The 21,111-nt window shown below is 46.0% G+C and carries 12 protein-coding genes and 1 pseudogene; 12 read left to right on the top strand and 1 reads right to left on the bottom strand.

All coding sequences use genetic code 11. The annotated features are described in order from the left end of the window. Window positions 1-871: 871 nt before the first annotated feature. The 11 genes and pseudogenes from glmS (at window position 872) to BACCELL_RS22085 (ending at window position 19,376) form a co-directional block, all read left to right on the top strand. Window positions 872-2,716: a glutamine--fructose-6-phosphate transaminase (isomerizing) gene (gene glmS / locus BACCELL_RS22135; RefSeq protein WP_029328774.1), complete on the top strand. Its 1,845-nt coding sequence runs from the start codon at window positions 872-874 to the stop codon at window positions 2,714-2,716. 27 nt (window positions 2,717-2,743) lie between these two features. Next, window positions 2,744-4,627 carry an amidophosphoribosyltransferase gene (locus tag BACCELL_RS22130; RefSeq protein WP_007214324.1) on the top strand — a complete coding sequence of 628 codons (1,884 nt, stop codon included), beginning with the start codon at window positions 2,744-2,746 and terminating at the stop codon, window positions 4,625-4,627. Between the two features lie 68 nt (window positions 4,628-4,695). Continuing rightward, entirely contained in the window at window positions 4,696-5,772 is a 1,077-nt protein-coding gene (gene carA / locus BACCELL_RS22125) for a glutamine-hydrolyzing carbamoyl-phosphate synthase small subunit (RefSeq protein ID WP_007214323.1), read from the top strand. Window positions 5,773-5,968: 196 nt separating this feature from the next. Further along, complete coding sequence (gene carB, locus BACCELL_RS22120) at window positions 5,969-9,202, top strand: carbamoyl-phosphate synthase (glutamine-hydrolyzing) large subunit (protein ID WP_007214322.1); 3,234 nt, start codon at window positions 5,969-5,971, stop codon at window positions 9,200-9,202. Window positions 9,203-9,389: 187 nt separating this feature from the next. Beyond that, on the top strand, window positions 9,390-10,370 hold the full coding sequence (locus tag BACCELL_RS22115; RefSeq protein WP_007214320.1) for a GntR family transcriptional regulator: 981 nt from the start codon (window positions 9,390-9,392) through the stop codon (window positions 10,368-10,370). Window positions 10,371-10,440: 70 nt separating this feature from the next. Next, a pseudogene (gene fucI / locus BACCELL_RS22110) lies at window positions 10,441-12,214 on the top strand (L-fucose isomerase). A 15-nt stretch (window positions 12,215-12,229) separates the two neighbouring features. After that, window positions 12,230-12,868, top strand: a complete 639-nt coding sequence (locus tag BACCELL_RS22105) for a class II aldolase/adducin family protein (RefSeq protein WP_007214317.1) — start codon at window positions 12,230-12,232, stop codon at window positions 12,866-12,868. Next, window positions 12,868-14,253, top strand: coding sequence for a rhamnulokinase (locus BACCELL_RS22100; RefSeq protein ID WP_044154296.1), 1,386 nt, complete (start codon window positions 12,868-12,870; stop codon window positions 14,251-14,253). The genes BACCELL_RS22105 and BACCELL_RS22100 overlap by 1 nt, the downstream gene beginning before the upstream one ends. A gap of 106 nt (window positions 14,254-14,359) precedes the next feature. Further along, window positions 14,360-14,749 carry an L-rhamnose mutarotase gene (locus BACCELL_RS22095; protein ID WP_007214315.1) on the top strand — a complete coding sequence of 130 codons (390 nt, stop codon included), beginning with the start codon at window positions 14,360-14,362 and terminating at the stop codon, window positions 14,747-14,749. Window positions 14,750-14,772: 23 nt separating this feature from the next. Next, window positions 14,773-16,260 carry an L-fucose:H+ symporter permease gene (gene fucP, locus BACCELL_RS22090; RefSeq protein WP_007214314.1) on the top strand — a complete coding sequence of 496 codons (1,488 nt, stop codon included), beginning with the start codon at window positions 14,773-14,775 and terminating at the stop codon, window positions 16,258-16,260. Next, complete coding sequence (locus tag BACCELL_RS22085) at window positions 16,257-19,376, top strand: ATP-binding protein (protein ID WP_007214313.1); 3,120 nt, start codon at window positions 16,257-16,259, stop codon at window positions 19,374-19,376. Before fucP ends, BACCELL_RS22085 begins: the two co-directional genes overlap by 4 nt. Window positions 19,377-19,404: 28 nt before the next feature. On the opposite strand, the gene BACCELL_RS22080 is transcribed toward BACCELL_RS22085, so the two are convergent. Then, window positions 19,405-20,304 carry a helix-turn-helix domain-containing protein gene (locus BACCELL_RS22080; protein WP_044154190.1) on the bottom strand — a complete coding sequence of 300 codons (900 nt, stop codon included), beginning with the start codon at window positions 20,302-20,304 and terminating at the stop codon, window positions 19,405-19,407. A 178-nt stretch (window positions 20,305-20,482) separates the two neighbouring features. Here BACCELL_RS22080 and BACCELL_RS22075 point away from each other — a divergent pair. Further along, window positions 20,483-21,111, top strand: a 629-nt coding sequence (locus tag BACCELL_RS22075) for a TolC family protein (RefSeq protein ID WP_044154294.1), incomplete at its 3' end; no start/stop codon positions are given.

The raw sequence follows: 21,111 nt of genomic DNA, 5'->3' as shown, positions 1-21,111 counted from the left end.
TGAAGTAAAATGCGTGGTTTATATTCTGTATTGTAAGTACGCCTTTCCCTCGTTCGAGAAATTGCCATATTGCCATAATGCCAAATAGCCAAAAGGGAAGTGCATGACATTTTTTTTGTTTCATCCTTATCCGGATATAACCAAGTCCGTACCAACTCCGTGTCAAGTCCATACCAACTCCGTACCAAGTCCATTCCTATAGATACGGAGATGGTACGGACTTGATACAGTGTTGATATGGGATTGACATGGATTTAGTCTCTTTACCCGTTGGCAGAATTAATTTCTTTCTTTAGGGTATGAATAAAATGAGTATCTCTACATTAAGTAAATAGAGTATCTCAATTCCCCTCCTCTGTCGGAGGAGGGGTGCCCAGAGGGCGGGGTGGTAGGTAAAGCAAGAAATACCGATGAATCATATCAATAAGGAATTCTTTTCTCACCTACCACCTCCCCCTACGGGTACTCCTCCTCCGACGGAGGAGGAGAATTGAGATAGTACTGTTTAATCACTTTTATTCATTACTTTTCCATTATGAATTAATTCCGCCAACAGGTTCTTTTTATCTTATTGGCCTTTTCCTTTGGCCTTGGCAATTTGGCTTTTTGGCAATTTGGCAACCTTGAAAAACGACAGTCTTTATCGGATTGGAAGATTTTTCCGCTATCTCCTTTCAATATAAAACTAAAATTCCATTGCTTACTTTGAATTTATAAAATTACTCCTTTTGCTTTAATAAGTTTGTTTTCTTTAACTTTTTGACAAGAAAACATCTTTTTTCTATTCTTTTGATAAATAAATAGGCAAAACATTAACTTTATGTTCTCGGGTTTTTATATCTTTGCAGCGCAAAATCAAATATTAATTAGTATGTGTGGAATCGTAGGCTATATTGGTCAAAAGAAAGCCTACCCCATTCTTATCAAAGGATTGAAGCGATTAGAGTATCGCGGATATGATAGTGCAGGGGTAGCATTAATCAGTGATAACCGACAGTTGAACGTTTACAAAACGAAAGGTAAGGTTTCGGAACTGGAAACTTTCGTTACTCAAAAAGATATTTCCGGTAACATCGGAATTGCCCATACCCGTTGGGCTACGCACGGGGAACCTTGCTCCGCTAACGCCCATCCTCATTATTCCTCTTCCGAACATCTCGCTCTCATCCACAACGGCATCATCGAAAACTACGCCGTCCTTAAAGAAAAACTCCAGGCCAAAGGCTATTCATTCAAAAGCAGTACGGACACCGAAGTACTGGTGCAACTGATAGAATTCATCCAGAAATCCAAAAATACAGATTTGCTGACTGCTGTGCAATTAGCGTTGCGTGAAGTAATCGGCGCTTATGCCATTGCCGTGCTGGATAAGGACAATCCGGATGAGATTATAGCAGCCCGCAAGAGTAGTCCGTTGGTGGTAGGTATCGGTGAAGATGAGTTTTTCCTGGCTTCGGATGCTACGCCGATTGTGGAATATACAGATAAAGTCGTATATTTGGAAGATGAAGAGATCGCCGTCATCCGCCGCGGAGAGAAACTGAAGGTGGTGAACCTGAAAAATGTGGAATGTCCGCACGAAGTGAAGACGGTGGCGCTGAATCTGGGACAGTTGGAAAAGGGTGGTTATCCGCACTTTATGCTGAAAGAGATTTTTGAACAGCCCGATTGCATTCATGACTGTATGCGCGGACGTATCAATGTAGAAAGTACAAATGTGGTGCTTTCCGCAGTGATTGATAACAAAGACCGCCTGCTGGCAGCCAAACGTTTCATCATCGTGGCGTGCGGTACTTCCTGGCATGCGGCGCTTATCGGAAAGCATCTGATAGAAAGTCTTTGCCGCATTCCGGTGGAAGTGGAGTATGCTTCGGAATTCCGTTACCGTGATCCGGTGATAGACAGTAAGGATGTGGTGATTGCGATTTCGCAAAGTGGCGAGACGGCGGATACACTGGCAGCTGTGGAACTGGCGCGGAGTCGTGGGGCATTTATCTATGGCATCTGTAATGCGATTGGTTCGTCTATTCCGAGGGCTACGCATACGGGTTCTTATATCCACGTAGGCCCTGAAATCGGAGTGGCTTCCACCAAAGCGTTTACGGGACAGGTGACAGTGCTCACCATGCTGGCGCTGACGCTTGCCAAGGAGAAGAATACGATAGATGAGGGGCAATTCCTTGCCATTGTGCAGGAGCTGAACCGCATTCCTGATAAGATGAAAGAAGTGCTGAAGCTGAATGGCAGCATTGCAGAGCTTTCCAAGATCTTCACGTATGCGCATAACTTTATCTATCTGGGACGCGGATATTCGTATCCCGTAGCCCTGGAAGGTGCGTTGAAGCTGAAAGAAATCTCTTATATCCATGCCGAGGGTTATCCGGCTGCTGAAATGAAGCACGGGCCTATCGCACTGGTAGATGCTGAAATGCCGGTGGTAGTGATTGCTACACAGAACGGGCTTTATGAGAAAGTATTGAGTAACATACAGGAAATCAAGGCGCGTAAGGGCAAAGTGATTGCCCTGGTGACAAAAGGGGATACGGTTATCAGCAAGATTGCCGATACTTGTATCGAGTTGCCGGAAACAATCGAGTGCCTCGACCCGTTGATTACTACGGTACCGTTGCAGTTACTGGCGTATCATATCGCAGTATGCAAGGGGATGGATGTGGATCAGCCGAGGAATCTGGCGAAATCGGTGACGGTAGAATAGTGGACCTATAAACAATATAACAATCGAATGGAAGAACTGAAGCATGAATGTGGCGTTGCCATGATACGCCTGCTGAAACCTCTGGAATACTATGAACAGAAGTACGGCACATGGATGTACGGTTTGAACAAACTCTATCTTCTGATGGAGAAACAGCACAACCGCGGACAAGAGGGCGCCGGTATGGCTTGTGTAAAGCTGGAAGCAAATCCCGGTGAAGAGTATATGTTCCGTGAGCGTGCACTCGGTTCGGGCGCCATTACCGAAATATTCGGTACGGTGCAGAGCAACTTTAAGGATCTGACAAAAGAGCAGCTTCATGATGCGGATTACGCTAAGAAGTACCTCCCTTTTGCGGGCGAGGCTTACATGGGGCACTTGCGCTATTCCACTACCGGAAAGAGCGGCATTTCCTATGTGCACCCTTTCCTGAGGCGTAACAACTGGCGGGCTAAGAATCTCGCTCTTTGCGGCAATTTCAACATGACGAACGTGGATGAGATCTTTGCACGTATCACTGCTATCGGCCAGCATCCGCGGAAGTATGCCGATACGTACATCATGCTGGAACAAGTGGGACACCGTCTCGACCGTGAAGTGGAGCGCCTCTTCAATCTTGCCGAAGCGGAAGGATTGACAGGCATGGGCGTGACTCACTATATAGAAGATCATATGGACCTGGCAAACGTGCTGCGTACTTCGAGCAAGGAGTGGGACGGAGGCTATGTGATATGCGGACTGACGGGAAGCGGTGAATCGTTTGCCGTGCGCGATCCGTGGGGAATCCGCCCTGCATTCTGGTATCAGGATGATGAAGTGGCAGTGCTTGCCAGCGAACGCCCTGTGATACAAACCGCTTTCAATGTGCTGGCAGACAGCATTAAGGAATTGATGCCCGGACAAGCCTTGCTGATTAACAAGACAGGCAAGCTGCGCACCACCCAAATCAATAAAGTACGCGAGGTGAAATCCTGTTCTTTCGAACGTATTTATTTCTCACGAGGCAGTGATGTGGATATTTACAGGGAACGTAAACTATTGGGTGAGAAACTGATACCTAACATCTTGAAAGCCATCAATAAAGACCTTGACCATACTGTGTTTTCCTTTATTCCGAATACAGCGGAAGTTGCTTTCTACGGCATGTTGCAGGGACTGGATGATTATCTGAATGAAGAGAAAGTGCAACAGATCGCTTCCTTGGGACATAGTCCCAGTCTGGAGGAGCTGGAACAGATACTTTCCCGCCGTATCCGTAGCGAAAAGGTAGCCATCAAGGACATCAAACTGCGCACGTTTATTGCAGAAGGAAACAGCCGCAATGACTTGGCTGCGCACGTGTATGATATCACCTATGGCAGTCTGGTGCCGGGTGTGGACAATCTTGTCATTATCGACGACTCCATTGTGCGCGGAACCACTCTGAAGCAGAGTATCATCGGTATTCTCGACCGTCTGGGCCCCAAGAAGATTGTGATTGTTTCTTCTTCCCCGCAGGTACGTTATCCCGATTATTACGGCATCGACATGGCAAAGATGAGTGAATTCATTGCTTTCAAAGCGGCCATCGAGTTGCTGAAAGACCGGGATATGAAAGATGTGATTGCCGCTGCCTACCGCAAATCGAAAGACCAGGTAGGGTTGCCGAAGGAGCAAATGGTGAACTATGTGAAGGATATCTATGCACCCTTTACTGACGAGGAAATCTCCGCCAAGATGGTGGAACTGCTGACACCTGCCGGAACAAAGGCGAAGGTGGAAATCGTATACCAACCGTTGGAGGGGCTGCATGAGGCTTGTCCCAATCATCGGGGAGACTGGTATTTCAGCGGTGATTATCCTACGCCGGGCGGGGTGAAGATGCTGAATAATGCCTTTATTGACTATATAGAACAAGTATATCAATTTTAACGAAATAGTGTTTAGTGATAAATGATTAACATTAATCACTTATCACTAAACACTAATCACTAACTAACATGAGAAATGTAACTCTTATCCTCGACGACGGGAGCCGCTTCCACGGCAAGTCGTTTGGCTACGAAAAGCCGGTAGCGGGAGAGGTGGTTTTCAACACAGCTATGACGGGGTATCCCGAGAGCTTGACTGACCCCTCGTATGCCGGACAGTTGATGACGCTCACTTATCCGTTGGTGGGCAATTATGGTGTGCCGCCTTTCACTATCGAACCGAATGGACTGGCTACCTTTATGGAAAGTGAACGTATCCATGCGGAAGCCATCATTGTAAGTGATTATAGTGAGGACTTTAGCCATTGGAACGCTGTGGAAAGCCTTGCTGATTGGCTGAAGCGTGAACAGGTGCCGGGCATCACAGGTATCGATACACGTGAGCTGACAAAGGTGCTCCGCGAACATGGCGTGATGATGGGGAAGATTGTTTTTGATGATGAACCGGAGAATGTGCCCGATGCCGTGTATGCGGGAGTGAATTATGTGGATAAGGTGAGTTGCAAGGAGATAATCCGGTACAACGAAGGTGCGGGTAAGAAGAAAGTAGTCCTGGTGGATTGTGGAGTGAAGAGCAATATTCTTCGCTGTCTGCTGAAGCGTGATGTGGAAGTCATCCGTGTGCCTTGGGATTATGATTATAATGAACTGGAGTTTGACGGACTTTTCATCAGTAACGGCCCGGGTGATCCGGATACCTGTGATGCTGCGGTGCAAAATATCCGCCGGGCAATGAAGAATGAAAAACTACCTATCTTCGGTATCTGCATGGGAAATCAGTTGCTGAGTAAGGCAGGAGGAGCAAAGATATACAAGCTGAAATATGGTCATCGCAGTCACAACCAGCCGGTGCGTATGGTGGGCACGGAGCGTTGCTTCATCACTTCGCAGAATCATGGTTATGCAGTGGACAACACTACGCTGACGGAAGATTGGGAACCGCTGTTCATCAATATGAACGACGGGTCTAATGAGGGCATTAAACATAAACGGAATCCCTGGTTCTCTGCACAATTCCATCCGGAAGCTGCCAGCGGGCCGACGGATACGGAGTTTTTGTTTGATGAGTTCGTGAAACTGCTGTAAAATAGTATCTAAATTCCCCTCCTCCGACGGAGGAGGGGTGCCCAAAGGGCGGGGTGGTAGGTAAAAAAATTCCTTAGCCTTATAATCCATAGGTATTTTATTGCTTTACCTACCACCTCCCCCCCCGTTGGGGTACTCCTCCTTCCAGAAGGAGGAGAATTGAGATAGATTTTAGAAATATAATGAATAAATAGAAATGAAAGAAAACAATATAAAGAAAGTCCTGCTACTCGGTTCCGGTGCACTGAAAATCGGTGAGGCAGGTGAGTTCGACTACTCCGGCAGCCAAGCACTCAAAGCCTTGAAAGAAGAAGGTATCTACACCGTTCTTATCAATCCGAACATCGCTACTGTGCAGACTTCGGAAGGCGTTGCCGACCAGATTTATTTCCTGCCTGTCACTCCTTATTTTGTAGAGAAAGTCATCGAAAAAGAACGTCCGGACGGCGTTATGCTCGCCTTTGGTGGACAAACGGCATTGAACTGCGGTGTTGCCCTCTACAAAGACGGAGTTTTTGAGAAATATGGTGTAAAAGTTCTTGGTACTCCCGTGCAAGCCATTATCAATACGGAAGACCGTGAGATTTTCGTGCATAAGTTGAATGAAATCAATGTAAAGACTATTAAAAGCGAAGCCGTAGAAAATGCCATTGATGCCCGTCGTGCTGCTGCCGAATTGGGTTATCCGGTGATTGTCCGCGCTGCATACGCGCTTGGCGGACTGGGTTCCGGCTTCTGTGACAATGAAGAAGAACTGGATGTATTGGTTGAGAAAGCTTTCTCCTTCTCCCCGCAGGTGCTTGTGGAAAAATCCTTGCGTGGATGGAAAGAAGTGGAGTATGAGGTGGTGCGCGACCGCTTTGACAACTGTATCACCGTTTGTAACATGGAGAACTTCGACCCGCTGGGCATCCATACGGGAGAGTCCATTGTTATCGCTCCGTCACAGACGCTAAGTAACTCCGATTATCATAAGCTGCGCGAACTTGCTATCCGTATTATTCGCCATATCGGTATTGTAGGAGAATGTAATGTGCAGTATGCATATGATCCTGAAAGTGAAGATTATAGAGTGATTGAGGTAAATGCCCGCTTGAGCCGTTCTTCTGCTCTGGCTTCTAAAGCTACGGGGTATCCGCTTGCTTTCGTTGCTGCAAAACTCGGTCTTGGCTACGGATTGTTCGACCTGAAGAATTCTGTAACGAAAACCACAAGTGCTTTCTTTGAACCTGCATTGGACTATGTGGTCTGCAAAATACCCCGTTGGGACTTGGGTAAGTTCCATGGTGTAGACAAGGAACTGGGTTCCAGCATGAAGTCAGTAGGCGAGGTGATGGCTATCGGCCGTACTTTTGAAGAAGCCATTCAGAAAGGTCTGCGTATGATAGGACAGGGGATGCATGGTTTCGTGGAAAATAAGGAACTTGTTATCTCTGATATAGACAAGGCACTCCGTGAACCGACGGACAAGCGTATCTTCGTCATATCCAAAGCTTTCCGTGCCGGATATACCGTTGATCAGGTGCACGAACTGACGAAGATCGATAAGTGGTTTCTGGAGAAGCTGATGAACATAATGAACACCAGCAAAGAGTTGGAACAGTGGAGTAAGAACCACAAACAGATAGCCGATCTGCCTTTGGAATTGCTGAAAAAAGCCAAGGTACAAGGTTTCTCCGATTTCCAGATAGCTCGCGCCATCGGTTATGAAGGAGACATGGAAGACGGTATCCTCTATGTACGCAATCATCGTAAGAGCGTTGGCATTGTCCCTGTGGTGAAGCAAATAGACACTCTTGCTGCCGAATATCCTGCACAGACTAATTACCTGTATCTGACGTATAGTGGCATCGCTAATGATGTTCATTATCTCGGCGACCGTAAATCCATCGTTGTACTTGGTTCCGGTGCGTATCGTATCGGGTCTTCCGTAGAGTTTGACTGGTGCGGTGTACAGGCACTGAATACCATCCGTAAAGAGGGATATCGCAGCGTTATGATCAACTATAATCCCGAAACCGTATCTACGGACTATGATATGTGCGACCGCCTCTACTTCGACGAACTTACCTTCGAACGGGTAATGGATATCCTTGAACTGGAAAATCCGCACGGGGTGATTGTTTCTACCGGTGGTCAGATACCGAATAATCTTGCCCTGCGTCTGGATGCGCAGAAGGTGCCTATACTCGGTACTTCCGCCAAAAGCATTGACAATGCCGAAGACCGTGAGAAGTTCTCTGCCATGCTGGACCGTATCGGAGTAGACCAGCCTCGCTGGCGCGAACTTACGAGCATGGATGACATCAACGAGTTTGTGGAAGAAGTAGGTTTCCCGGTACTTGTGCGTCCGTCATACGTGCTTTCAGGTGCTGCAATGAACGTTTGTTCCAATCAGGAAGAACTGGAACGCTTCCTGCAACTTGCGGCCAATGTATCGAAGAAGCATCCGGTGGTTGTCAGCCAATTCATCGAACATGCCAAGGAGGTGGAAATGGATGCGGTGGCACAGAATGGAGAAATTGTGGCATACGCTATCTCTGAACATATTGAGTTTGCCGGAGTGCATTCGGGCGATGCTACGATTCAATTTCCGCCTCAGAAGCTTTATGTGGAGACGGTACGCCGCATTAAGCGTATCAGTCGTGAGATTGCACGCGAACTGAATATCTCCGGTCCGTTCAATATCCAGTATCTGGCCCGTGAGAATGACATTAAGGTGATTGAATGTAACCTACGTGCATCCCGTAGTTTCCCGTTCGTCAGCAAGGTGCTGAAGATTAATCTTATCGAACTGGCTACGAAGGTGATGTTAGGGCTTCCGGTAGAAAAGCCGAATAAGAATCTCTTTGAACTGGACTATGTAGGCATCAAGGCCAGCCAGTTCTCTTTCAATCGCTTGCAAAAGGCCGACCCGGTGTTGGGTGTGGATATGGCATCTACAGGTGAAGTAGGTTGTATCGGAAGTGATACGTCCTGTGCCGTGCTGAAGGCTATGCTTTCTGTAGGCTACCGCATACCGAAGAAGAATATCCTGCTTTCTACCGGTACACCGAAACAGAAGGTGGAAATGCTTTCCGCTGCCCGTCTGCTTCAGCAAAAAGGGTATAAGCTCTTTGCAACGGGAGGTACCAGTAAGTTCCTTACGGAGAATGGGGTGGAGAATACGCAGGTGTATTGGCCCAGTGAGACTAACCAACAGCCGCAAGCGTTGGATATGCTGCACAAAAAGGAGATCGACATGGTGGTGAATATTCCGAAGAACCTCACTGCGGGTGAGTTGAGCAACGGATATAAAATTCGTCGTGCCGCTATCGACCTGAATGTTCCGCTGATTACGAATGCCCGCCTGGCAAGTGCTTTCATCAATGCTTTCTGTACGATGACGCTGGATGATCTGGCAATTAAATCGTGGGCGGAGTATAAATAATCTCTGTATAACAAAGTGATAACGCCCCGTTGCATTGCAAAGATGTAACGGGGCTTTTGCTTTTTATATGCTGCAAAACATATCCCTATTTCTTGCTGATTCAGAATAAATAATCTTTCTTTGCACCAGCACAGTTCAGCACAGTTGCCTGTGTCATCCTTACTTTGATTAAACCTGTATACGCAATATGAAAACAATTTTCGGGCAACAAACGACGAAGGTAAAACAACTGGCCGATTTGATCAGCCAGGATATTTCCATGGGACGTTACAAGACGGATACCGCCCTGCCTTCCATCAATCAGCTGAGCCACGATTATAAAGTTTCCCGCGACACGGTTTTTAAAGCTTTTATTGATCTGAAGGAGCGGGGGATTATCGACTCTACCCCTGGTAAAGGTTACTATGTGGTGAACCGCCAGAAAAATATCCTGCTGCTGCTCGATGAATACTCACCCTTTAAAGATACGCTGTATAACAGCATCATCCGCCGCCTTTCTACGCGTTATAAGGTAGACCTGTGGTTTCATCAGTATAACGAGGCATTGTTCAATGCTATTCTTCGCGATTCCATTGGCCGCTATAATAAATACGTGGTAATGAACTTCGATAATGAAAAGATTTCTCCTTATCTCTATAAGATAGACTCTTCCCGCCTGTTGCTGCTTGATTTCGGGCAATTTGATAAGCGGGAGTACTCATACATCTGCCAGGACTTCGGTGAAGCCTTTTACGCAGCTATGGCTCAATTGTCAGATAGGTTGCAGAACTATCGCAAGCTTATCCTGTTTCTGGCACGGGAAAGTAAGCATCCCAAGGAGACGTGCGATTATTTCAGGAAGTATTGTGCAGATCATCAATTGGAATGTGAGATAATAGAGACTTTGGACGACAGGGAAGTGCATTCCGGTGAAGCCTATATTGCCATTCGTCAGGTGGATGTGGTGGAGATTGTGAAAAAGAGCCGTGCGGCAGGTTTGACGTGTGGCGTTGATTTCGGCTTGATAGCCTATAATGATACGCCAGCTTATGAAGTGATTGATAAGGGAATAACAGTGATGAGTGTTGATTGGCAAAAGATGGGAATCCTGACGGCAGATTTCATCTTGAGTGGCAAACCCATACAGGTTTGTCTGCCGACGGAAGTAAATTTAAGAGGCTCTTTATAGCCTTTTTTTACAAACTGATTTCAGCACAGTTCAGCATAGATGATGTTTTATTAACCAAATAAATGATAGCATGAAAAAGTATCCGAAAATCGGGATTCGTCCCACTATCGACGGCCGCCAGGGTGGCGTACGTGAAAGCCTTGAAGAAAAGACAATGAACCTGGCTAAAGCAGTAGCCGAGTTGATCACCAGTAACTTGAAGAATGGTGACGGAAGTCCTGTGGAGTGTGTGATTTCAGACAGTACCATCGGTCGCGTAGCCGAAAGCGCGGCTTGTGCCGAGAAGTTTGAACGCGAAGGCGTGGGTTCTACTATCACAGTGACCTCTTGCTGGTGCTACGGTGCTGAGACTATGGACATGAATCCGTATTATCCGAAAGCTGTTTGGGGATTTAACGGTACGGAACGTCCGGGAGCTGTATATCTGGCAGCTGTACTGGCAGGACATGCACAAAAAGGATTACCTGCTTTTGGCATTTACGGACGTGATGTGCAGGATCTGGATGACAATTCCATCCCTACCGACGTTGCAGAAAAACTGCTTCGTTTTGCACGTGCCGCACAGGCAGTAGCGACCATGCGCGGAAAATCTTATCTGTCGATGGGTAGCGTATCCATGGGTATTGCCGGTTCTATTGTGAATCCGGATTTCTTCCAGGAATATCTGGGCATCCGTTGCGAGTCTGTAGACCTGACCGAAATTATCCGTCGCATGACTGAAGGTATCTATGATAAGGAAGAGTTCGCTAAAGCCATGGTATGGACAGAGAAATATTGCAAGAAGAATGAGGGCAAGGATTTCAATCCTCCCCGCAAAGACCAAGACCCGTGAGCAAAAAGACGAAGATTGGGAGTTTATTGTGAAAATGACCCTCATCATGCGCGACCTTATACAAGGTAATCCGAAACTTCGCGAAATGGGATTCAAGGAAGAAGCACTTGGACACAATGCCATTGCCGCCGGTTTCCAGGGACAACGCCAGTGGACGGATTTTTATCCGAATGGTGACTACTCCGAAGCTCTGCTGAATACTTCTTTTGACTGGAACGGTATCCGTGAAGCATACGTAGTAGCTACTGAAAATGATGCCTGCAACGGTGTAGCCATGCTCTTCGGTCATTTGCTGACAAACCGTGCACAGATATTCTCTGACGTGCGTACATATTGGAGTCCTGAAGCTGTGAAACGTGTTACGGGTAAAGAATTGACCGGTTTGGCAGCTAATGGTATTATCCATCTGATTAACTCCGGTGCTACCACTCTGGACGGTACAGGCCAGCAAACAAATGCACAGGGTGAACCTGTCATGAAACCTCATTGGGAAATCTCCGAGGCTGAAATGGAGAAATGTCTTGAAGCTACCACCTGGTATCCTGCTAACCGTGATTATTTCCGTGGAGGTGGTTTCTCTTCCAACTTCCTGTCGAAGGGTGGAATGCCTGTAACTATGACTCGTCTGAATCTGGTAAAAGGCCTTGGCCCTGTGCTTCAGATTGCTGAGGGATGGACGGTAGAGATTGATCCGGAAGTTCACAAGCTGCTGGATGAACGTACGGACCGTACTTGGCCTACTACTTGGTTTGTGCCCCGTCTTTGCGATAAACCGGCATTTGAAGATGTGTACTCGGTAATGAATAACTGGGGAGCCAATCATGGTGCTATCAGTTACGGACATATCGGTCAGGATTTGATTACGCTGGCTTCCATGCTTCGTATTCCTGTTTGCATGCACAATGTGGATGAGAAGAAGATATTCCGTCCTGCTGCTTGGAATGCATTCGGTATGGATAAAGAAGGAGCTGATTACAGAGCCTGCACAACGTACGGACCTATCTATAAATAACAAATAGAAATAGACATGATAACAAACGAACACATAGAACAATTCATAGCCCAGGCGCATCGGGTAGGAGATGCCGGATTGACAATATGCAGTAGCGGCAATATCTCCTGGCGCATTGGTGACGAAGTCCTGCTTTCCGGAACAGGTTCATGGGTACCTTCTCTACCTAAAGAAAAAGTAGCTGTCTGCCGCCTTTCTACAGGAGAAGTATTGAATGGAGTGAAACCCTCTATGGAAAGCGGTTTCCATCTCGGAGTACTCCGTGAGCGTCCTGATGTGAATGTAGTTCTGCATTTCCAGTCACACTATGCCACGGCTGTGGCGTGTATGAAGAATCGTCCTACGAACTTCAACGTAACAGCAGAGATTCCCTGCCATGTGGGAAGCGAGATTCCGGTAGTTCCTTATTATCGTCCGGGATCGAAAGAATTGGCTCAGGGAGTGATTGATGCTTTGAAAGACCATAATTCCGTCCTCTTGCTGAAACATGGGCAGGTGGTGTGTGGCAAGGACTTCGACCAGGCTTTTGAACGCGCTATGTTCTTTGAAATGGCATGCCGCATCATGATCCAGTCCGGAGGAGACTACACAGTACTTACTCCTGAAGAGATCGACGATCTTGAAACATACATTTTAGGAAAGAAGACTAAATGATGAATACCTATCTGGCAGTAGATTTTGGAGGTGGAAGCGGTCGCATTATGGCCGGTTCCATCTGCCAGGGTACGCTGAAACTGGAAGAGGTGTACCGCTTTCCAAACCGCCAGGTGCGGATGGGAAACCATGTGTACTGGGATTTTCTGGCTCTGTTTGATGAGATGAAGAACGGACTCCGGCAAGCGGTGCGCAAGGGATATCATATCAGGAGCATTGGCATTGATACCTGGGGCGTGGACTTTGGATTGATAGACCGTAACGGTAACTTGCTGGGAAACCCAGTGTGTTATCGTGACCCCCGAACGGATGGTTTGCCGGAAGAGTTTTTCGGTGACAACTTTGTTCGGCACTATTCCGAAGCCGGCATACAAGTGATGTCCATCAATACACTTTTCCAGCTTTACAGCATGAAGAAAAGTGGTGATACGCAATTGGAAGTTGCAGACCGTCTTCTGTTTATGCCCGATCTTTTCAGTTACTTCCTCACAGGGGTGGCAAATAATGAATACTGCATTGCATCCACTTCCGAACTGCTTGATGCACGTAGCCGGACTTGGAATCAGCCACTCATCCATCGTTTGGGAGTACCTGCACATCTCTTTGGAGACATTGTGATGCCCGGTACGGTACGTGGCAAACTGAAACGGGAGATTGCCGAAGAAATTGGTCTGACGGATGAAGTGGATGTCATAGCTGTCGGTTCGCACGATACGGCAAGTGCTGTTTATGCGATTCCTTCGACACAGGTGGATAAATCCCGTTGTGCCTTCCTCAGTTCCGGTACGTGGTCTCTGCTGGGTGTTGAACTGGATGAGCCTATCCTCACGGAAGAAGCTTGCCGGGCCGGCTTCACCAATGAGGGCGGGGTAGGCGGTAAGATTCGTTTTCTTCAGAATATCACCGGGCTTTGGATCTTGCAACGTCTTATGGCACAATGGAAAGAAAGAGGAGAGCGATGTGAATACGATTTCTTGCTTTCTGCCGCTGAATCTGCGGATATTCCATCCGTCATTGACGTAGATGATAAAATATTCCAGAACCCTGTGGATATGGAGGATGCCATTGCGGAGTATTGTGAAGCGCACGGACAGCCTATACCGGAAACTTACGGTGAGGTAGTGCGTTGTGTACTCCAATCACTCGCCCTGCGCTATAAGCAAGGAATAGACCAACTGAATCGTCTGCTTCCCGCTCCGATAGAACAGCTCAATATCATCGGTGGCGGATGCCGTAATTCACTGCTGAACCGCCTGACAGCCGAGGCTTTGGGTATTCCCGTCTATGCCGGACCTGTAGAGGCAACCGCTATCGGTAATATCCTGGTGCAAGCCATTGCCAAAGGAGAGATCGGCAGCCGTGAAGAAATCAAAGAATTTATTTAATAACTTAGCCGGAACGCAGATAAACACTGCTTTGCGTAGATAATTATCGTATCACTTTTTAATCTGCTAAAATCTGTGTTTATTTGCGTTTCAATATTGATTTACTATGGACACATCAATCAAACGTTATCCCGCCAAAGAGCATCATCAGCCGGTGGAACGTATCTGCCGGACACTGGAACTCCGTGACGATCCGCAGTTGATAGCCGAATATCGTCGCCGGCACAGCCAAGGGACTATCTGGCCCGAAATACCTGCCGGTATCCGTGAAGCCGGTATTCTGGAAATGGAAATATATCTTTTGGACACCCGCCTGTTTATGATAGTCGAAGTGCCTGTAGGGTTTGACTGGGATGCAGCTATGGAGCGCCTCGCTTCCTTGCCCCGACAACAGGAGTGGGAAGACTATATGGCCATCTTCCAGCTTGTGAAACCCGGTTCCACAGCCGCCGAGAAATGGCAACCGATGGAGCGTATTTTCTACCTTTATGACTAATCCCAGCCAAAGAAATAACTACCATGAAGAACAACACTAAGAAAAACAGCATTATCAGTAAAGACGGAGTAAGCTACCTCATTCCGTTCATTCTTATCACCAGTTGCTTTGCCTTGTGGGGCTTTGCCAACGATATCACGAATCCGATGGTGAAAGCCTTTTCCAAGATTTTCCGTATGAGTGTTACCGACGGGGCACTGGTGCAGGTGGCTTTCTATGGCGGATATTTTGCCATGGCATTCCCCGCAGCTATTTTTATCCGTCGCTTTTCATATAAAGCAGGGGTACTGCTGGGACTGGGATTGTATGCTATCGGTGCATTCCTGTTCTATCCCGCCATGCTGACGGGTAATTACTATCCCTTCCTTATAGCCTACTTTATATTGACATGCGGACTCTCGTTTCTGGAAACCAGCTGTAATCCCTATATCCTTTCTATGGGCGATGAAGCTACATCCACACGCCGACTGAACCTTGCACAGTCTTTCAATCCGATGGGCTCGTTATTAGGTATGTACGTGGCGATGAACTTTATTCAGAATCGCTTGAACCCGATGGATACGATGGAGCGTAGCCAGCTTTCGGATACAGAATTTGCTGCGGTACGTGATTCAGACCTGATGGTACTGATTGCGCCTTATCTGATTATCGGGCTTGTCATTTTGGCTATGCTGATCGTGATCCGTATGGTGAAGATGCCGAAGAATGGCGATCAGTCTCATAACATCAACTTCCTGCCTACATTGAAACGTATATTCGGTATACACCATTACCGCGAAGGAGTGATCGCACAGTTCTTCTATGTAGGTGCGCAGATTATGTGCTGGACATTTATCATTCAATATGGTACGCGCTATTTCATGTCGGAAGGAATGGAAGAGAAAGCTGCGGAAGTGCTTTCACAGCAATATAACATTGTGGCTATGATTATCTTCTGTGCCAGCCGCTTCATCTGTACGTTTATCCTGAGGTATCTCAGTCCGGGGCTGTTGCTGAAAGTACTGGCTATTGCAGCTTGCTTCTTCACGGCCGGGGTGATTGGTTTCCAGGATATCTGGGGAATGTACTGCCTCGTAGGAGTATCTGCTTGTATGTCTCTGATGTTCCCCACAATCTACGGTATAGCATTGCAGGGATTGGGTGATGATGCCAAATTCGGTGCTGCCGGATTGATTATGGCGATTCTCGGAGGTTCGGTATTACCTCCGGTTCAGGCAAGCATTATAGACTGTGGTACATTGCTGGGTATGCCTGCTGTGAACCTGTCATTCATCCTTCCGTTCATCTGTTTTGTGGTGATTGTGATCTATGGACACCGGTCCTATTGCAAGGGAAAAAATGCGAAAGTAATTATAGATACATCTGAATTTGATGATGGAGAACCTTTTATAGAAAAAAAGGTTCTCTTTTTTATTTATATAGTTGTATTTCTTCTTTTTTTGCTACTTTTGTGTTGCAAAATGAAACAAGCAAATATTTCGCATAACATAAAATTCTTCTGGTACAGATGAAACAATATCTTCTACTTCTGTTTTTCTACCTCTTGTCTGTAAATTGGGCTTTTGCACAAAAAGATGCGATAGAGGGTAAAAGTTATATCCTTTGTATAAACTCATATACGGAATCATCTCCCTGGAGCAGCCGGCTTATTTCCAACGTTACGGAATTCGTTCAAAAAGACCCTGGAATCACTCTCTACGTAGAGCATCTGAATATGCTGCTGGTTGAAAATGATTCCATTCTGGAAGAATCCAAGCGCAATATATTCGATAAATACAAAGGTCGTTCTCCACGCATGCTGTTATTACTGGGAAATTCGGCATTGTTGTTGCGGGATGAATATAGAAAAGTTTGGGGAGATATTCCCATTGTGCTTTGTGCACAGGAAGATTATTTAGATTCCTATGAGGCTTATATCCACAGGCAGCCTTCTACGCCTGAAGAACGAACTCCTCTTTCTTATTTGGTTGACCCCTACAATTTAGTTTATCTGTACGCTGATTTGTATATCCCGGAAAACATTCGCCTGATGAAACTGATGATTCCCGGGATGAAAGAGTTTATATTTATAGGTGACGGGCGCAAAGTCAATCAAGACAACTCCGTACTTATCGAGCAAGAACTGAATACGAAGTATCCGGATATCAAGTATAAATTTTGGTCTGCTGAAAATATGACGACCAATCAGCTGTTGGATTCCCTGTATTTCGTAGACACTAAAACAACGGGAGTTCTGTTCGCCTCGTGGTTCTACAAATACGCATTTGCCGGTACTAGCATGTTAGCCACTAATTCTCATAAGCTTATAGCTGCTACTTCCGTTCCTATCTTTTCTTTGAGTATGGTAAATATAGCAAGTGGAAAAGAAGGTATGCTGGGTGGATATACTTACAATCAGGATCGTTATGATGCGGCATTGATTCAAACCATTTCGGATGTGTTGAAAGACAAACAGGCACGCCATATTCCTTGCTATATCCCCACAGACGGGGCGCCTGTTATTAATTATGAAATACTGGTACGTGACGGGCTTTCTCTTTCCACGTGTCCTGCCAATACCCGTTTCCTGAATAAACCGCCTACGTTTTGGGAGCATTACCGGTATTTTATCTTGGGAACTCTTTTCTCTATTTTGCTTATTACACTGCTCTTCCTGTATCGTATTCGCAACTTGAATGCATTGAAGAAAGCACAACAGAACGAGATAGATGCAATGGCTACTTATAAGATGTTGGTGAACAATATGCCCATACTCTATATGCAGGAAGAGTTGGTGACCGATAAGAACGGTAATCCCATCGAATTGATTTATCGGAATGTAAATTCGGAATTTGAGAAACATTTCTATCGTAAGGAAGAGGTCATAGGCAGAAAAGGAAGTGAAATATTCCCGGAATCCATGCCCGAATTCCTGCATTTTACAAAGATGGCGTTGACGGAGAAAAGAGCCATCACATTCCCTTACTACTTTAAAGCTATCGATACTTTTTACGATGTGGTATTGAAAGGAACCCATCAGGGAAATATGATTGATATCTTCTGCCTGAACAGTACAGAACTGCACAAAGCACAGCAAAAGTTGAGTGCTACCAACAGTAAACTGGCGATGGCTCTTGATGTTGCCAACATCGTACCCTGGAAGTGGGATCTGAAGAGCAAAACAATCCTGTGTGATATCAATAGACCGATTGAACTGAGTACTGACGAACAGGAGGTGGAAGATTCACAACTATCTGTGCCCGATTCTCAGTATTTCTCAAAAATCTTCAAGGAAGACCGTGAACGGGTGAAACAGGCCTACCGGGACCTGATAGAAGGACGGGCGGAAAAAGTGAAAGAAGAATACCGCATCGTCAATGTGCAGAAAAACAACCTGCACAAGGTGGAATGGGTGGAAGCACAGGCTGCCGTAGAAGCTCGTGACGAAGATGGAAAGCCATTGACACTGGTAGGCTCGTCGCTTGTCATCACCAACCGGAAGAAAATGGAACAAGAACTTACGACAGCAAAAGAGCTTGCCGAAGAATCCAATCGTTTAAAGTCGGCCTTCCTAGCTAATATGAGTCATGAAATTCGTACCCCGTTGAATGCTATTGTCGGTTTTTCGGGGATATTAGCGTCTACCGAGGAAGAAGAGGAAAAACAGGAATATGTCAGCATCATCGAAAACAATAATACCTTGTTGCTGCAACTCATCAGTGATATTCTTGATTTGTCGAAGATTGAGGCGGGAACGTTGGAGTTGAATTACTCTAATATCGAACTGAATGAGTTGATGAGGGAACTGGAGCGTGGTTTCTTGTTGAGAGTGAAGACGGATGCGGTGAAACTGGAGTTTGTGGAACCTGCCGGGCCATGTATGGCTTATACGGAAAAGAACCGTTTGTCCCAATTGATGATTAACCTTGTGACAAATGCCATTAAGTTTACCGAAAAAGGCAGCATTCGTTTTGGCTATGAAATGCGGGAGAATGAGTTGTATTTCTATGTAGCCGATACCGGATGTGGAATTCCGAAGGATAAGCAACAAAACATTTTCGGGCGTTTCGTCAAGCTGAACTCTTTTGCCCAGGGAACCGGGTTGGGACTTTCTATCTGTAAGACATTGATGGATCATATGGGTGGCAGAATCGGCGTGGAATCGGAAGAGGGTAAAGGCTCTACTTTCTGGTTTACGCTTCCCTACAAACCGGCTGTGAAGGAAGACAAGAAACAGATGCCCAAAGATATTCAACCCGTTTCGATAGAAAGAAACAAATTGACCATACTGGTTGCAGAAGATAATGCAAGCAATTATAAGCTTTTTGAATCCATCCTGAAGTACGACTATCATTTGATTCATGCCTGGGACGGTATGGAGGCTGTGGAAATGTTCCGGAAACATAATCCTCAGATTGTATTGATGGATATCAATATGCCTGTAATGGATGGGTACGAGGCTACCCGGGAGATCCGTAAGTATTCTGCAAAGATTCCTATTATTGCCGTTACAGCCTTTGCCTATGCTTCGGATGAACAGAAAGTGATGGAAAGCGGATTCGATGGATATATGCCCAAGCCTATCAATGCCAAGTTGTTGAAAGCGCAATTGGTGGATATTATGCAGAAGCGTATCATCTTGTTATAAGATGAAAGTTTCTCATTTTCAGCCTCGCTTAGGTGTGGCGTTTCTTTTGATATTCCGCCGGTGTCATCCCTGTGATCCGTTTAAAGAATTTGCTGAAGAATGACGGATTGGGAAATCCCAGTTCATCCGAGATTTGGAATACCAACAAGTCACTGTGTTTCAGCAGTACTTTGGCTTCAAGAATAACGGCTTGGTTAATCCACTGCATTACCGTCTGCCCGCTTACTTCACGAATAACCGTACTCAGATAATGAGGAGTCAGACACAGTTTATCTGCATAGAAACTGATGTTACGTTCACGTTTGCTGTGTTCATTAACCAACCCGATGAAGCGGCGGAATACTTCTTCCTGACGTGAGAGCTGCAATGGGGTGGACTCTTCGTTCTTTGCATGTATATACCTTATATTATAGAGTAATGCCATAATCAAGTGTTGTACCACTTCCCGGCGGAATGGCACTTTGTGCACAGCGTCCCATATCATTGAAAAGAAAGCATCGATTTGCGGTAATTCTTCCTCTGTGGGCAAAATGAAAATGCCATGCTTTGTGTACGAATCCGTCAGTGCACCTCCCTGTGCGATGGGCAAAAAGTTATTATCGGGAACAATGACCTGAAAGTCATAATCCTCACTGATTTCCACAATTTCTATCAGTGAATTGAAAGGACTGATAATAATCATTGGTTCCTTTATCTTATATTCTATCAGATTGATGGAAATCCGTGCTTCACCTTTCAGTATCCGGATGATTCTGCTTTCTTTGGCGCGATAGGGCCTCCCTGTGCTAAAGAGGATACTATCCATTTGGGCAAAGCTGATGATAACACCGAGATCACGGCTGATAAAGCGAAAACTGTTATTGTTTACGATGTTTGGATTACTCAGCAGCTCGCCAAGCCCAAGCTCCATAGGTTTGCTCTTTTCCATATCCTTTTCCTCCTTTAATTTATCTATATCTGTGGCAAAGATAAGAAAACATAGGGTTTTCCTGTCTTTTAATACTGGTAATCGGATAAATAGAGCATCATTGCACACAAATAGAATGTATCCATATACTTTTAAGCTCTATCTTTGCGTCCTATAAAGAAATAAACAAGAAATGTATATGGAAATGAAACGAACTATTCTCTCTTTTTCCTTTGTTCTTGCGGCAATGCTGGCACATGCGCAGCTCACGCTGGAGGGATACCAACACTCGGCGCAGACCAATTATCCGCTGGTGCGGCAATACGGTCTGATAGAGAAAGCCCGGGAGTATAACCTGGAGAATGCCGGAAAAGGCTATCTGCCACAATTCACCCTTTCAGGAAAAGCAACTTATCAAAGTGATGTTACAAAGCTGCCGGTGGACGTTCCGGGAATCGATATAAAAAGTATGCCCAAAGATCAGTATCAGGTGATGCTGGAAGTGTCGCAGAACATCTGGGACGGTGGAGATATCCGTTCCAAAAAGCAACTGACCCGGGCTACTTCGGAGATAGACCGCGGGAAGCAGGAAGTGGATATGTATGCACTGAATGATCGTGTGAATCAGCTATATTTCGGCATTTTGTTGCTGGATGAACAGTTGAAACAGAATCAGCTTTTGCAGGAAGACTTGGGACGCACCCATCAGCAAGTATCCAACTATATAGCAAACGGCATTGCCAATCAGAGCGATCTGGATGCCGTAAGCGTGGAGATATTGAACACGAAGCAGAAACGCATTGAGCTGGAATCTTCGCGACAGGCCTA

This window comes from Bacteroides cellulosilyticus DSM 14838 (assembly GCF_000158035.1).
In the GTDB taxonomy this organism is placed as follows: Bacteria; Bacteroidota; Bacteroidia; order Bacteroidales; family Bacteroidaceae; genus Bacteroides; species Bacteroides cellulosilyticus.
This window is presented reverse-complemented; position numbering and strand designations above follow the sequence as displayed.